This is a genomic window from Calothrix anomala FACHB-343, assembly GCF_014696435.1.
Classification (GTDB): Bacteria; Cyanobacteriota; Cyanobacteriia; order Cyanobacteriales; family Nostocaceae; genus Aulosira; species Aulosira anomala_A.
Genome location: NZ_JACJQG010000007.1, coordinates 22,169 through 37,742, shown reverse-complemented (window position 1 = coordinate 37,742; position 15,574 = coordinate 22,169). Strand labels below are relative to the sequence as shown.

Below are 15,574 nucleotides of genomic sequence, written 5' to 3'. Positions count from 1 at the left end.
AAAATATGCCTAGTATCTTAGGAACTAATAATGCTGATGTCTTAAGTTTTCGGGGATCTAGTTTGAATTACACCATACTAGGGCAAGGTGGCAACGATAATTTGACTGGCGGAAATGGTCGAGACAATTTATTTGGTGGCCTTGGTGATGATACCCTCGACGGCAGCAACGGCAATGATAATTTGTATGGTGACTTCGGTAACGACTTGCTGATTGGCGGTAATGGCAACGATCAACTGTTTGGCGGTGTTGGCAGCGATGTACTTTTTGGAGACGCTGGTAACGATAGACTATTTGGTGATTTAGGTGACGATATTGTCTATGGGGGCGCGGGCAATGACTTTCTTGATGGGAGTCTAGGCAACGACCTTCTATTTGGTGATGGCGGTATTGACAACCTAATTGGTAGTGCTGGTAGCGATGTACTGTTTGGCGGTGATGGCAATGATAATTTAAGTGGCGGTACCAACGGTGCTGTTGAAGATGATGAAGCTGGATTTTTTAGAGATTACCTTGTTGGTGGTGCCGGCAGTGATGTTCTCAGTGGATTTGGCGGAGGCGTCGGAATCTTTGAGATAGATAACCTATATGGCGGCGGTACAGTTGACGATTTTGGCAATGTGACAAACGTTAATGATAATACTCAAGATATATTTGTGCTGGGTAATGCAGGTAGTGTGTTTTATACTACCGCCGGAGCTGATGACTACGCTCTGATTTTTGACTTTGTGTCTGGTATTGATAAGCTTCAAATAAACTTTAGTTCTGGGGCAAGCTATCGACCCCTGACTGGAAATTTTGTTGGTGATGGTCGTACTGATATATTACTTGTCGCAGACTTAGCTAGTGGTACTAGTGACGTAGTTGCTATTTTAAATGGTGTATCGAGGCTGTCGGGCGCAGATCTGATTGCTGTTTAATAATCAGAATATCCGTAGTGGCGTGGCAAGGCTAAAATGTTGCAAAAAAATGTAGGTTGGGTTGACGTAAGGAAACCCAACACCAGCATCTATGTTGAGTTTCTGAAATTCATGTTGGGTTTCGCAAAGCCTCAACCCAACCTACATCTAGTGCACTATTTTAGTTATGTCAGTCCAGTAGGTTGAGTTTTATTCCTCAACCTAACTTACATATTTAGCGATCGCTCTTCCAATTCAAATTAATTAACTTTTCACATCAAGCAAGTCTTTCTTAGAAAAACATTTCTAAAAAGGTGATTATCATGAATATTGCAGATTTATCTTACTTAGAAAATATCAAACCTGAGATGATCGTAGGTGGTGCTTTATTGGGAGTCACTGCTAATGCATCAGCTAGCGGCGCTGAAGGTTTAGCCGAAACTGGGACACGTGTTAATATCAAAAATCAACCTAAAGTTACGATAGGAAAAGCTGAAGGAACATCTTTAGCGATTGGCTATGACCCTGTAGCTAATGTTTCTGTGTCATATGCAGATTGGGATAAAGTTAAGGTAAAAGTTAAATCTCACAATGGAGACAACTATGCTTTGACAACCGTTAAAGTGAAAGCAATCGATCATCCTTAACTTTAAAGGTTCTCAACATAATTACTAATTCGTAATTCGTAATTCGTAATTACAGCTATTTTCAGGTAAATAGACCACACTGTAGGGGCACGGCATCGAAAATCTTTTGGTACATACAATAATTTTACTGGTGCCGTGCCCCTACGACAGATGTGGTTCAAATAGGTGAAAACTGCTGTAAACCGAGGTGGAACGCCGCACTTCTATAAGTTGTAACGTTACGGGTGCGGTCTAAATCCCCATCCGTAACTTAATTACGAATTAGTAACTAAGTAAGTCGGTGAGAAAAATTCAATGTATGTGAAGAAATATAAATTAACTGTAGGGTGTGTTATGCCGTAGGCTAACGCACCTTGAATTGTTGAAGGTGCGTTGCGCTGCGCGACAACACACCCTACATTTAAATTTCTTAACATAGTTGGAAATATTAGCGCCGACTTACTTACAAATTACTAATTGTTAATGGGGCTTTTCTAAAATCAATCTGCGTAAATCATCATACTTTTCTTTACTGAGGCGATAAATATCGGGACTGGGTTTAGCAACAATATGTCCTTGAATATATTTAACGCCGATTTTATGCAGATGATATAAGCTCATGGGGGTAGTTTCATCTACCCCTTCAACAATCACATTTGATGGATTGAGATTATTTGCACTGACTAATTCATGGACAAAGCGAATGATAATATCGCTTGGTTGATGATACAAAATATTGCGGTCTATTTTCACATGGGATGGGTTTAAACCGGCTAAACGAGTGACGGAAGCATAACCGACACCAAAATCATCAATGGCAAATCTAATTTGTAATTGACTTACATATTCCAGTAATTTTTTCTTAAAAAATGTTAAGGGCGATTTTAATTGTACCCCTTCGTTAAATTGGGGTAATTCTGTTTTTTCGGAAATTTCTAATATGAGATTTCTTGAAGTAATAGTTTTTTCTTGTAGTACTTGGCGTACTGTTTCAAAATAGGCAGTTCTAATTAAAGATTCAGGATAAACGTTAACTGATAAGGGTACTATATCTTTAGATCTGTTTTGTTTAGATTGTTTTCTCGCTTCTTGATAACTAGAAGTAGCAGTTCTGAGAAAATATTGATCGAGTTCAACGATAAATCTCGTTCCCCACATTTCCGCAGCTTGAAATAAATCTACAGGTGCAGTTAAAGTATCGGGATCTCTGGCTAAGGCTTCCCAGCTACTGATAAATAGTTCGTCAGGATCTAAATGCAGCACTGGTTCAAAATAAACTATCATCTTTTGCAGGCGATCGCAAAATAGCTGAAATCTGCGTTCATATAAATGTGCGGCGATAAAGCCAAAGTCTTTCTTTAAATCATCGAGAATTACAGCTTCTACTAAGGCTGGACTATGGGAGAATTTCTGAACAGCCTGATAAAAGCTAGATAATATCCTGCCATAGATATCACCTAAGAGATAGGAATCTTGGGGAATACCACAAACCACAATCACCTCAGCTTGTGGTAATCCTTTTAAAGGGATAAAGACAAAAGCTTTTCTTTCACCATTTGTATCTTCATGCAATCTATAGATTCCATGATAAGCAGGGTTAAAAATTGCTACCTGAGAAACTGTAGGTAAAATATGTGTATTTAAGGTATTAAAATAAAAGTTTTGGTCGATATCTTGCCCCAGGTTGCTATGAGATTTAATATATAAATTATCTGCGCGATCGCTACCCAGAATAAATACTAAGTCAGCCTCTGAAGTTTGTCTAATAATATTTAAAATATAATGATTAATAGTCTGGTAATCTACAGTTAATCTTTCTTTAACTAAGTTAGTGAATTGTTGAATTAAATTTTTTATCAACGATTCGTAAGGTTCAAGAAAGTTCCGTAGCTGAGAAATTGGTGGTTGCAGATGATATAAATCTCCTGATGGTTTAATTGTGCCTAAATTTATGTTTTGCGAGTGATGATTTGGAATATCTTCTAGCTCTGATTCTGTTGTTATGTTATTTGTTTGATTATCCACAATATCAAAGCTTGCATTCAAATCTCCCATGATTACCTTTAATAATAAAAATACAAAAGTAGTATATCGTTTTTATTCTCTAATAGCTGTTGACTGTTGACTGTTGACTGTTGACTGTTGACTGTTGACTGTTGACTGTTGATTGTTGACTGTTGATTGTTGACTGTTGACTGTTGACTGTTGACTGTTGACTGTTGACAGAGTTAAAAGCCTTGTATTGTCAGGGTTTTATCTTAGCTTGATGTCCTAATCTATCTGGCTGCAGCTATAAATGTTGGGTTTCGTTACATAATTACAATTGCCTACTTACAGCAGAACTTTGTGTTGTGTTTTTTATAGCTTACACAAAAGGACACAATCATATTGTGCCCTTGGCTGAGGCGTGAATTTAGCTGAAAATCAGTGTAAATTGCTTATTTTTTCAAAAATCTCTGACGCATACGTACTACAAAACTATTCACCTCTGGTATCTTTAGCCATGTAACAAAGACAGCAAATACAGCAATTCCTACTAAGCCAGCAATAGATACTTCAATGAGGAGAATGACTAAATTTGTGGATTTAAATACCTGCTGACAAGCGACTAAAGCACCATAGCTAGCTACCCCAGAAACAATGCTCCCAGCAGTTAAGCCGATGATGGGTATACTCCATTCGCGCCAAGGTAAGCCGTCAATTTTGCGATTGAGTATCCATAACAGCATTAACATGGAACTACAATTGACGCCTACGGTAGCTAAGACTAAACCAGGTGCGCCAAAAGGTTGCACTAATAACCAATCTAGTAAGGCGTTGAGGAAAATATTAAAGGTACTAATGCGAAATGGTGTTTGTCCATCGCCTAAAGCATAAAATACTCGGACTAATACATCACGCCCTAAATAGGCAAACATGCCAATACCATAAGCAATTAGCAAGGAAGAAACCAACTCTGTTGCATCTTGTTTAAAAGCACCCCGTTCATAAACTATTTGCACAATGGGCACGGATAGAACTACCATGAGTGCGCCTAAAGGTAACATGGTAAAGGCGGTAAGTAACAATCCTTGGCGAATGCGTAATTTCAAGTCCGGCCAGTTTTCTGGGGCGGCAAGCTTGGCAAATATTGGTAATAATGGTAACAAAATAATGTTAGAAATAATCCCTAGAGGTGTTTGCACTAGGAGGTTGGCATAATTAAAACCAGCCGCAGCACCGGGGATAGGGCTAGCAAAGTAAAGGGCGGTAGCAAAATTAATCGGCATCATTCCGGAGGAAATTGTCGCCGGTGTCATAATTTTAATGACTTCTTGAACTCCAGGGGATTTAAAATCAAATCGCAGCTTTAATGTTCCTAATCCTAAGCGCCACTGTACAACTAACTGTACTACCCATTGCAGAATTGCGCCGGCTAAGGTTCCCCAAGCTAACACCATACCGCCGACGTAAGCATATTGTGGGAGAATAATATCTTTGCCATATTGCACGGCTAAGATGGCGATACCAATAACAACGGTAATGCTAGATAGTAAAGGGCTAAGGGAAAGCAGCCAATATTGATTCGCAGCGTTGAGAGTCCCAAAGCCAATACCGATAAAGCCAGCAAATAAAGCCATTGGTGCCATAATTTGGATTTGTTGGATAGCGATCGCTCTGGTTGTTCCATCCAAACCATGTCCAATGACATCAACTAGCTCATCTGCAAAGAAAATCTGGGCAAATGTGACTATTAATAATATGCCACCCACAAAGGTTGTTACTGTTTCCACCAAAGGCGCAGCTTCTTCTTGCTTGCGTTTAGCTAAAACACTGACAATGGCACTATGTAACGGCCCGTTAACACCACCGAGTAAAATTAATAAAAACCCTGGAATAATATAGGCATAACTATAAGCAGTAGCAGCAGCACCCACACCAAAAGCCGCAGCGATCGCTTGCTGTCTGATTAAACCGAATATTTTACTAATTAAGGTAGCAATGGCAACAATGCCAGCAATTCCAGCGAAAGAACGAGAGGGTTTTTGGTCTTGTTTTGTCACGAATAATACCTGAAAACTCTTGCTGAGTCGATATCTGAAAACATTAACCTGAAATTGTAGATGGTGTCAGGCAATTTTTCATCATTGGTATTTTTAATTTCTGATTTTTCCATCAAACATAATTTATCCCAAATTGTCGGGGTGGTGCGCGGCGGGGAGCGGGGCGGGGAGACCCATACGTGTCAACTTAACGTAAAACCCCCATTCCATCTAGCTCCCATGCTCTGCGTGGGAGCTGAGATTTATGAGGCTCTGCCTCAATTTATTAGAAGACGAGGCGGAGCCTCGCAATACGCATTTCCAGCCGGAGGCTGGAAACGAGATAGAGAAGGGTTCTGAGCTTAAGTTGACACCAATGGGGGAGACCCCGCCCCTACGGGTAAATTGATAATATTAGGGTGATGGCGTGGCTGTAGGTGATGGTGTTGGTGTTGGTGAAGGGGTAACAGTCGGTGATGGTGTGGGTGATGGTGATGGTGTGGCTGTAGGGGATGGTGATGGTGTGGGTGTTTCCGTTACAGTTGGCGTTGGCGATGGTATGGGTGTAGGCGATTCGGCGTTGATAGTCAGCTGATAATCGGCTGGTGAGGATGCGGTATTTACAACCACAAATTCATAAAATCCAGCTTCGGGTAAGGTGGTTGATAAAGTGCGTTTAGTGGAATCTTCTAAAAAAGCGATTTTCCCAGAAGGGGAATAAATTGATAGCAAAACTTTATTATTGGCTTTGAGATTCACTTCTAATGCTTGCTCTTTCGCCAAATCAGCGATAAATACTTTACCGTTAGTTGCACTGAGCTTACCGCTAACTGTTTTACTTGTGCTTCCTGCATCAAAGGTGATTTTACCAAAGGCGCTATTCGCTAAGATGGCGTTGAGTTTATCACTCACAAAGGCGTACCATACTTGTCCTGTGGGTTGATCGATAAATTCTTTACCGCGTTGGGTGGGGAAAGTGGCGAAAAAGGCTGCATCGCCTAAATCGTATAAAGAACGACTACCGACATTAATTTGGTTAACTGCAACTTTCCAGCGATCGCGTTCTGCTGTGGTATATGTACTTAGTTGTTGGCGGGCTTTGTTACTCAGTGGTGCGAGTTTAGTTAATATATCCCCTGCGAGTTTATCCCATTCTGCTCGTAAACTTTCATCTTCCGGGCGATCGCTTAAAGTTCGTCCTGTTAAACTGGGGTTTTTCTCCCAAAACAGTTGATTAACTAATTTTACAAAAAAGTCATTATCTATACCCAACTGCTGACGGCGATCGCGCAATTTATCTTTGCGTGCTTGTTCTTCTGGGGAATATTGCGGAGGGTTATTAGTCGCTGTTGGTGTCGGTGAAGCGGAAATTCCCCCACCACCAGGATCGCCGGGGTTAATTACCTTACTAATTCCCCACACACCTAAACCTACAACTCCTGCTGTTGCTAAACCTACCAGCAAAGTTTTGGTTGATGTCCAAGAATCTCCTGGTGGGGGAGGAGGAGAAGCCACAGGAACCGAGGGAGTTGGATAACGGGGAGAAGATATCGCTATAGTCTCCGTTGCTGTTGTGGGCTGATGGGGTTGAGGAATTGGTGCTGGTGGTGGTGCTTGGGTAGGTGGTTGGGTGGGTATGTAGCTGAGTCCCTGGGGTTGGTTGAGTAATTCGAGAACTTGACGCGCCGATTGATAGCGATCGCCTGGTCTTGGCGATAACATTTTATTGAGTAACTCTGCCAAACTCGGACTCAGGCTAACTTCTCTTTGCCATTGCCAATCTAGACTATAGGTATCAATTAATTCCTGGGGCTGTTTTCCTGTCAGTAAAACTAACATGGTAGCCGCTAAAGCATATAAATCGCTGTGGGGAGATACCAAACCAGTTTGCATTTGTTCTGGTGGTGCAAATCCCACCTTACCTAGTAAAGTGGCGGCTGGCGGCGAAGCCACAACCCCAGGCTGATAATATTGGGAAGCCACCGCAGCTACAACTTGTTTTACACCGCCAAAATCAATTAATACTGGTAATTGATCCGCTTGACGCAGAATTAAATTATCGGGGGAAATATCGCGATGAATTACGCCTAAAGCGTGGATATATTCTAAAACTGGGAGAATTTGCTGTAATAACTGTCTAATTTCCGCCTCTGTAAACCGCATATTTTGCTTGAGGCGATTATTTAATAAAGAATTATAAGCTTGTCCTTCGACATAATCTTGAACTAAAAATAAATATTCCTTACCTGCTAAATTTATACGGAAATTTTCGCGAAATCGGGGAATTTGGGGATGTTGCAGTTGGTAGAGAACGCTAGCTTCCCGTTGAAATAATTCCTCCGCCTTTTGTAAAACGTAAGCCGTTTGTACCTGGGGGGAAAATTCCTTTAATACACAAAGTTCGCGGAAACGGTTGATATCTTCCGCTAAATAAGTCCGTCCAAAACCACCTTGACCAATTTGACGGACAATTAAATAGCGATCGCCTAAAACTTGTCCAGCTTGAATATTGTAATTTATAGGTGTATCTGATAGTTTCTCACCGCAAGTCAAGCAAAACCGACTACCTGCGGGATTTTCATGTCCTTGGGAGCAATAAGAAAAAGGCATATTAATTTAGTCAATAGTCAATAGTCATTTGTCAATGGTCAATGGTCAATAGTCAATAGTCAATAGTCAGTAGTCAGTAGTCAGTAATCTCCCTTGTCCTCCTTGTCCTCCTTGTCCCCCTGCTCCCTGCTCCCTGCCCCCCTGCTTCATCAATTGCCAGATTGTACCTTACTGACGCGATCGGCTGCGATCGCATACCAAATTTGACCATAAGTTTGCAGGTTGCTTCTTTCGCCTTGTTTTCCGGGAAACAAGCGATCGAATTGTGTATTAGTATCTTTTGTTAATTCTTTTAGCGTATAATCACCGAACTGCCCAGCTTTTGCTTGTTCCCTCCATCTGTCGAAATCTTTTTGCGAGTAGCTTCCTAGTTTACGACGAGCTGCGGGACTGAGTTGAGCCTGTTCCAGTTTTTGTAACAAGTTTTCGGCAATACCAGCCCATTCATCCCGTAATGGTGCATCTTCTGATTTCCCGGTGAGGGCGCGTCTTTGTAATTCTGGCTTTTGGGCGTAAAACAAATTATCTACCATGCGGATGAAATATGCTTCGGGAATTTCCAGTTGTTGACGACGACTGAGAATTTGACTGAGACGCCCTGGTTGTTGATTTGGTTTATCGTTACCTGGTTTACCAATAGGATTGGAAACTGTGGGCAGTGTGGGTAAGGAAATTGACGATACGCCGCGAATAATGGCGTTAACGGCTGCAAAACTCCCCGCAACAATTAAAACGATTACCGATGTTCCCAGCATACTCACCGCAAACGGACGCATCCACACAGGAAGCGGCATTTTATTAGCGATTAATTGTGTTTTCTGGTGAATTTTACTGATAACTTGTCGTGTTTGTTTACCCCCAGGGGCGACAATCATTGTTTTCAGTTTAGTAATTTGCGGATTCTGGGGTTTAGCCGCTACTGTTGCGCCTTTTGTTGGTAAATCTTTTAAAACTTGATTAGCATTTTGATAACGTGCATTCGGTTGATATGCCAACATCTTTTTAAAGACAGCTTCTAATTTCGGACTGACTTTAATTTCTTTTCCCCACAGCCAAATTCCTTGATAACTGTCATACAGCGCTTGTGGTTCCTTCCCTGTCAACAGCACCAAAGCTGTCACCGCCAGAGAATATAAATCGCTACTAAAATAAACTTTACCTTGGCGTAACTGTTCTTCGGGAGCATAGCCTGTTTTCCCCAACAAAGTATTATGTACCGCCAACTGAGTAAACCAAAAACCTTGAGAAGCCGGTAACTGCTTCACACCGCCAAAGTCAATCAACACCGGGAGACTATCAGAACGTCGCCAAATCAAGTTATCGGGGGAGATATCGCGGTGAACTACATCTTGAGAATGGAGGTAAGCCAGCACCGGTAAGATTTTTTCTAATAAAGTTAAGACTTCTTCTTCGCTAAAAGTCTGCTTTTGACTTTGACGCTGTTCTAACAACTGGCGGTAATTATCACCATCTATATAATCTTGGACTAAAAAGAAGAAATCTTTACCCCCTAATTTCTCTTGTAGGGAAGCGTGAAATTTGGGGATTTGCGGATGCTGGAGTTTTTTTAAAGTCTTGGCTTCTCGTTCAAATAACTCCTTCGCTTTTTGTAAATCCTGGGGATCTTGAACTTGTGGCGCAAATTCCTTAAGTACGCATTGTTTATTTGCTTGATTTTTATCCTCAGCCAAGTAAGTCCGCCCAAAACCGCCTTGCCCTAATTGACGTATAATTTTGTAGCGCTTATCCACAAGCTGCCCGACAGGTAGAGGTAAAGGTTCACCGCAGTGAGTGCAAAAACGGTTACTGCCATTATTTACGTGATTTTTAGTGCAAAATACTTGCATGGCGCTGAGAGATAAACTAGGTTTTTAGAAATTGCTACAACAGGCAATGTTCCAGTTACAGAAATTTTCGCAATTTTAACCCAGTCCAGCAAGTAGCTATGGCTTTAGAAAGCTATAAAGCGTGTAAAAATTATTAATCAATGATCAGAGACGCGATGAATAGGTTAGAGACGCGATTCATCGCGTCTGTACAATTATCATTAATCCTCCTTGTCCCCCTTGTCTTCCTTGTCCCCCTGCTCCCTGCTCCCTGCCCCCTGCCCCCTGCCCCCTGCCCCCTGCCCATTATTGGGAAACTTTGAATTCTAAAACTTTGCTCTTACCGGGATTCATCAATCCATAAGGGTCAACCATTTCTTTAAATTTTAACTGTTCGGGGTCAATGACTTTTCTACCGCCGTCTTCGATGATGTATGTATGGGGATTGGCGATCGCAATTCCTTGGGCTTCGTGATATTGGATAATCTCATTGAGGCGTGCTTCTGTGGTGTAACGCACGAGTTGTAAACCACAGGCTATTACTGCACCCCTGACACGGAAAAATTCTAAATGCATTATGACTTCATCCCCAAAGTGATGATACATCTGCTCGACTAATTGCAACTGCGAATCTGGGGGAAACAGGCTTTGCAAATAAGTAATGGAAGTATCGACAGTGCGGGCGTGTAAGGTGGTGTGATTCCAGGTAAATTCCGCTAAATTTATGCCTTTACCTGTATCCTGTGCTAGCTTTTGGTAAGTAATTTCCCCGCCGTATTGTTGCACTAATCCGGGTAAAAATTCCAGACTTGGCTCGGCGATAATTAAAAATACTGCTTGTTTCCCTGGGCTGATATATTGCTGTAAAGCTTGAAAATATTCGGGAATTGGAGATGCAAACACAGTAATTAATTTTTTCATCATGCCATCAGCATTACCCAAAGCATAGCCAAATTTAGCCGCTTCCATGAAATCGTCAAAGGTAACAATTACTTCCGCCCAAGGATAAGCAGGGGCTAAGGGCAGTTCAACTTGGGTGATAATGCCATTGATACCCCATGCATGATTGACTTTTTGGACATCATCGCCGCGTAACTCAATAATCTGGGGTTCCTCTTCTAAAGTTACCACTCGCAGTCCGATAATATTACCGCGATCGCCTAATAAACCATATTGAATTGAACCAATCCCCCCACTACCCCCAGCAATAAAGCCGCCCAGGGTAGCTGTACGGTAGGTAGAAGGAGCCATTCTAATTTCCCAGCCAATTTCCCGCGCTTTTTTATCCAAAGCTGCCAATTTTACCCCAGCTTCCACCCGCACTACTGCTGGTTTTAGCCAGAGAACTTCATTCATTTTCGTCATATCCAGGATGACACCACCATGTAGGGGTACGCATTGTCCATAATTCCCCGTACCCGCACCCCGCACAGTCACAGGGATGCGGTGTTTAGCACAGGTTGCAGCCACCTTAATCACTTCCGCTTCATTGGCGGGACGCACGACAATATCCCCCACTTTCCCGGCTAATTTAGGGACGAGAACCGGGCTAAAAGTGTGATAATCCTGGGATAATTTAGCAATTTGGGCGGTATCGGTGATGATTTCGATATCTGCAAAAGCCGCAGTTAGGGTATCTAAGTTAAAAGTTGTCATGAGAATTTTATACCAATTTGTAGGGGCATGGCACTGCCCACCTGTATCAACTTAACGCAAAACCCTTATCCTGACTGGCTCCCATGCTCTGCGTGGGAGCGATGATCCTGAGGCTCCGCCTCAATTTATCAGCTTGAGAGGCGGAGCCTCGCAATACGCATTTCCAGCCGGAGGCTGGAAACGAGATAGAGAAAGGTTTTGAGCTTAAGTTAACACCAATGGGCACTACCATGCCCTCTAGACCCGCATTTCTCACAAGCTTATGAAGCGTTTGATGATGAGTAATAAGTAATGGGTAATGAGTAATAAGTAAGAGAGCAACAGGCGCATTCTTACTCATTACTCATTACTCCTTACTCACTACTCATTACTCCTCCATTCGAGGTGTGGTGAGAAATCCGAGTAGAATATATATTGATGTATCGCCAACACAATTTAAACTTTATTTGCCAACCATTCCCGGAAACTATGATGATAAAAACTATAATATTCTTCCCCGGCAATATCTTCTTGAATTAAAAACTCAAACCAACTTTCTAACACTTCCTCAATATCAAATTCATCCGCATTAATTAATTCAGCAATGGCTGCTACAGATAGCGGCTGCTGTTGTTTAACTAAAATATTCAACACAGCTTGGCTCAATTCCTCATCTTGATTTGCAGCCTTCATTTGTTGCCAATGCTGTTGATAATATGTTTCTAAACCTGTTGGCAGTTGATTTAAATCAAAAGATTCTGCATCAAAACCTTCAGCCATAGCAGTTAAAACTTGGCTAATATACATAAAATTATTTGCCGATTTAGTAGCCAGAATATTACATAATTCTTGCTCGTTGATATGCTGATGATTTAACCAAGCTTGTATATATTCATGATTTAACCCTGAGCGTAGCCGAAGGGTAAATTGTTGAATATATCTTTGGATATCTTGCTGATTTTCTGCGGGGTATTCGGCTAAATTTAGAGTTTGGAATGGTGTTTCTATTAATAAACCCGATTTCTCTTTTAAAAAAGGTCGGCGGGTGAGGAGGAAATAAACTTTATCTGGCAGATATCGGGGAAGATAAAATAAATTTGTCCCAGGAGATTGATTACTACGGTCAATGCGGTCTAAGCCATCAATAGTAATGATTAATTTTTGCTCAGGTGCTAACTCATCGCTGATTTTTTGGATTAATTGATGTAGAGATGTTAGCTGGAATGTCTCTACAGGTAAATTATCAATAGCAAAAATCTCTATAAGTTGAGTGCAAATATTGTTAATAAATTCCTCAGCGCGATTTTTACCCTCAACTTCAACGTTGTAATAGACAACATGAGGATTATCTGTTGCATATTTGGCGAGAATTGCACTTTTACCGCTACCGGGTGCGCCTGTGATGGTGAAGTAACCCCGGCGATAACGCTTAATAAATTCATCAATCGCTGTAAATACAAATTCACGACCGATAAAATTATGGCTTTTGGCTTGAATAATTTGCTCAAACTCTGGGGGATGTCCTCTGGAATTGATGGTAGTAGGTGGTTTGGGTGGTGAATTCATAATTGTGAGGAATAATTATAAGATGAGGCAACAGTGGAGGTAGTCATGACTGTGCAGTTATTAAGACGGAAATTCACAGTTGAGCAATATCATAAAATGCTTGAGTCAGGTATTCTCACAGAAGATGACCGAGTGGAATTGATACGGGGAGAAATTATTGAGATGTCGCCTATTGGAACTAAACACGCTGCTTGTGTGAAATGCTTAAACAAACTCTTGTCTACTAAGTTAAGGGATAGGGTTCTCATTGCTATTCAAGACCCTGTGGAACTAAACGATAACTCACAACCTCAGCCAGATGTAGCCTTACTTAAACCCCGTGATGATTTTTACGCCACTGCTCACCCCCAACCCCAGGATATTTTTTTATTAATTGAAGTAGCTGATTCAACTATTGAGTATGACCGAGAACAGAAAATTCCTTTATATGCAGAAGCAAACATAATTGAAGTTTGGTTAGTAGATATTAACAAGCAAATTGTCGAAGTTTATCAACAACCCACCGCCGCAGGATATCAGTTTATGCAAAAGTTCGCTAGCGGTCAAACTTTATCAATTCCAAGTTTCCCCGATGTAAATATTAGCGTCAACGAAATTCTCAGTCACTAGTATATTGTGTAGTTTCTCAATTACGAATTACGAATTACGAATTACGAATTATTCTCTGTGTTTTCAACCTGCAAAAAATGCACCATTCCTGAAGAATCCCCCGCCACAATTGTCACGCCATTGGGTGCAACTGCACAGCACAAAATGGGATAATCGCCTGTAAAAGTGGCAATTACCTTCCTTGTCTTCAGATTCCAGACTTTGAGGGTGTTGTCACGGGAACCAGAAATCACCCGTTGACCATCGGCAGTAACGGCGATCGCATTTACCGAGTTACTATGACCTCTGAGGGTGAACTGTTCTTTCCCTGTGTCCAGATTCCAGACTTTGAGGGTGTTGTCATGGGATGCGGAAATCACCTGTTGGCCATTGGGGGTAAGGGCGATCGCATTTACCGAGTTACTATGACCTCTGAGGGTGAACTGTTCTTTCCCTGTGTCCAGATTCCAGACTTTGAGGGTGTTGTCATGGGATACGGAAATCATCTGTTTGCCATTGGGGGTAAGGGCGATCGCATTTACAATGTCACTATGACCTCTGAAGGTGAACAGTTCTTTCACTATATTCAGATTCCAGACTTTGAGGGTGTTGTCATCAGATGCGGAAATCACCTGTTGGCCATTGGGGGTAAGGGCGATCGCATTTACAACGGAACTATGACCACTGAGGGTGAACAGTTCTGCTCCTGTTTGCAGATTCCAGACTTTGAGGGTAGAGTCACGGGATGCGGAAATCACCTGTTGGCCATTGGGGGTAAGGGCGATCGCATTTACAACGGAACTATGACCTCTGAAGGTGAACAGTTCTTTCCCTGTGTTCAGATTCCAGACTTTGAGGGTGTTGTCATCAGATGCGGAAATCACCTGTTGGCCATTGGGGGTAAGGGCGATCGCATTTACCCAGTCACTATGACCTCTGAGGGTGAACAGTTCTTTCCCTGTCTCCAGATTCCAGACTTTGAGGGTAGAGTCACGGGATGCGGAAATCACCTGTTGGCCATCGGGGGTAAGGGCGATCGCATTTACCCAGTCACTATGACCTCTGAGGGTGAACAGTTCTTTCCCTGTCTCCAGATTCCAGACTTTGAGGGTTTTGTCATCAGATGCGGAAATCACCTGTTTGCCATTGGGGGTAAGGGCGATCGCATTTACATCGTCACTATGACCCATGAGGGTGAACAGTTCTGCTCCTGTTTGCAGATTCCAGACTTTGAGGGTGTTGTCAAGGGAAGCAGAAATCACCCGTTGACCATCGGCAGTAACGGCGATCGCATTTACTGAGTTACGATGACCACTGAGGGTGCGGATTAAGCTTCCCCCTGGTGGCGTTAAGCTTGGGGTTACGGGACACAGCCAAGGGGTAGTTGTCTGTTGCTGAATTTGTCTCAATAATGCCTGAATATCCTTTGGCATTTTCTTATGTAGTAACCTGCCGTGCAATTGACTCGCTAATTGCTGCTTATCTGTTACTAAAACATGGGCTGATAGTCTTAATGCGTCTTGAAGCAATTTCAGAGTTTTGAATTTCTCACAGGTTTCAGCATTATCAATCAAATCATAATCTTCAATTAACGATTGCACTCCAAACTCAGGGTGATTAAGTTTGGCATAAATGAAATCAAAATCAGTCAGGGTTTGGTAATACTTCTCGAAATTTCCAGAGTTGATCAGATTATAAGGATACCTGCCCAGATAAGCTTTGGGAATGTAAGACTTTTTAGATAAAGATTTATTAGTTGTTTCGACCATTTCATTTTATATTTTTCAATCTGTAGGTTGGGT

At 41.8% G+C, this 15,574-nt stretch carries 10 protein-coding genes; 3 read left to right on the top strand and 7 right to left on the bottom strand.

Annotated features, from left to right (window positions below; genetic code table 11):
- Positions 1 to 5 precede the first annotated feature (5 nt).
- Complete coding sequence (locus H6G08_RS05290; RefSeq protein ID WP_190539373.1) at positions 6 to 920, top strand: calcium-binding protein; 915 nt, start codon at positions 6 to 8, stop codon at positions 918 to 920.
- 302 nt (positions 921 to 1,222) lie between these two features.
- Positions 1,223 to 1,546, top strand: coding sequence for a hypothetical protein (locus H6G08_RS05285; RefSeq protein WP_190539371.1), 324 nt, complete (start codon positions 1,223 to 1,225; stop codon positions 1,544 to 1,546).
- Between the two features lie 459 nt (positions 1,547 to 2,005).
- Here H6G08_RS05285 and H6G08_RS05280 read toward each other — a convergent pair whose 3' ends face one another.
- The 6 genes from H6G08_RS05280 to H6G08_RS05255 form a co-directional block, all read right to left on the bottom strand.
- Complete coding sequence (locus tag H6G08_RS05280; RefSeq protein ID WP_190539369.1) at positions 2,006 to 3,580, bottom strand: EAL domain-containing protein; 1,575 nt, start codon at positions 3,578 to 3,580, stop codon at positions 2,006 to 2,008.
- A 383-nt stretch (positions 3,581 to 3,963) separates the two neighbouring features.
- Positions 3,964 to 5,568 (bottom strand): murein biosynthesis integral membrane protein MurJ, encoded by a 1,605-nt coding sequence (gene murJ / locus H6G08_RS05275; RefSeq protein WP_190539367.1) that lies wholly within the window; start codon positions 5,566 to 5,568, stop codon positions 3,964 to 3,966.
- Positions 5,569 to 5,961: 393 nt separating this feature from the next.
- Positions 5,962 to 8,157 carry a serine/threonine-protein kinase gene (locus H6G08_RS05270; RefSeq protein ID WP_190539365.1) on the bottom strand — a complete coding sequence of 732 codons (2,196 nt, stop codon included), beginning with the start codon at positions 8,155 to 8,157 and terminating at the stop codon, positions 5,962 to 5,964.
- A 149-nt stretch (positions 8,158 to 8,306) separates the two neighbouring features.
- The gene (locus tag H6G08_RS05265; protein ID WP_190539363.1) at positions 8,307 to 10,004 is read right to left on the bottom strand and encodes a serine/threonine-protein kinase; all 1,698 of its coding nucleotides are present in this window, start codon (positions 10,002 to 10,004) and stop codon (positions 8,307 to 8,309) included.
- Between the two features lie 285 nt (positions 10,005 to 10,289).
- On the bottom strand, positions 10,290 to 11,639 hold the full coding sequence (locus H6G08_RS05260; RefSeq protein ID WP_190539361.1) for an FAD-binding oxidoreductase: 1,350 nt from the start codon (positions 11,637 to 11,639) through the stop codon (positions 10,290 to 10,292).
- A gap of 435 nt (positions 11,640 to 12,074) precedes the next feature.
- On the bottom strand, positions 12,075 to 13,184 hold the full coding sequence (locus H6G08_RS05255; protein WP_190539359.1) for an AAA family ATPase: 1,110 nt from the start codon (positions 13,182 to 13,184) through the stop codon (positions 12,075 to 12,077).
- 45 nt (positions 13,185 to 13,229) lie between these two features.
- On the opposite strand from H6G08_RS05255, the gene H6G08_RS05250 reads away from it, so the two are divergent.
- Positions 13,230 to 13,793, top strand: coding sequence for a Uma2 family endonuclease (locus H6G08_RS05250; RefSeq protein ID WP_190539357.1), 564 nt, complete (start codon positions 13,230 to 13,232; stop codon positions 13,791 to 13,793).
- 41 nt (positions 13,794 to 13,834) lie between these two features.
- Here the strand turns inward: H6G08_RS05250 and H6G08_RS05245 are convergent, their stop codons facing one another.
- Complete coding sequence (locus tag H6G08_RS05245; protein ID WP_190539355.1) at positions 13,835 to 15,541, bottom strand: beta-propeller domain-containing protein; 1,707 nt, start codon at positions 15,539 to 15,541, stop codon at positions 13,835 to 13,837.
- Positions 15,542 to 15,574 lie beyond the last annotated feature (33 nt).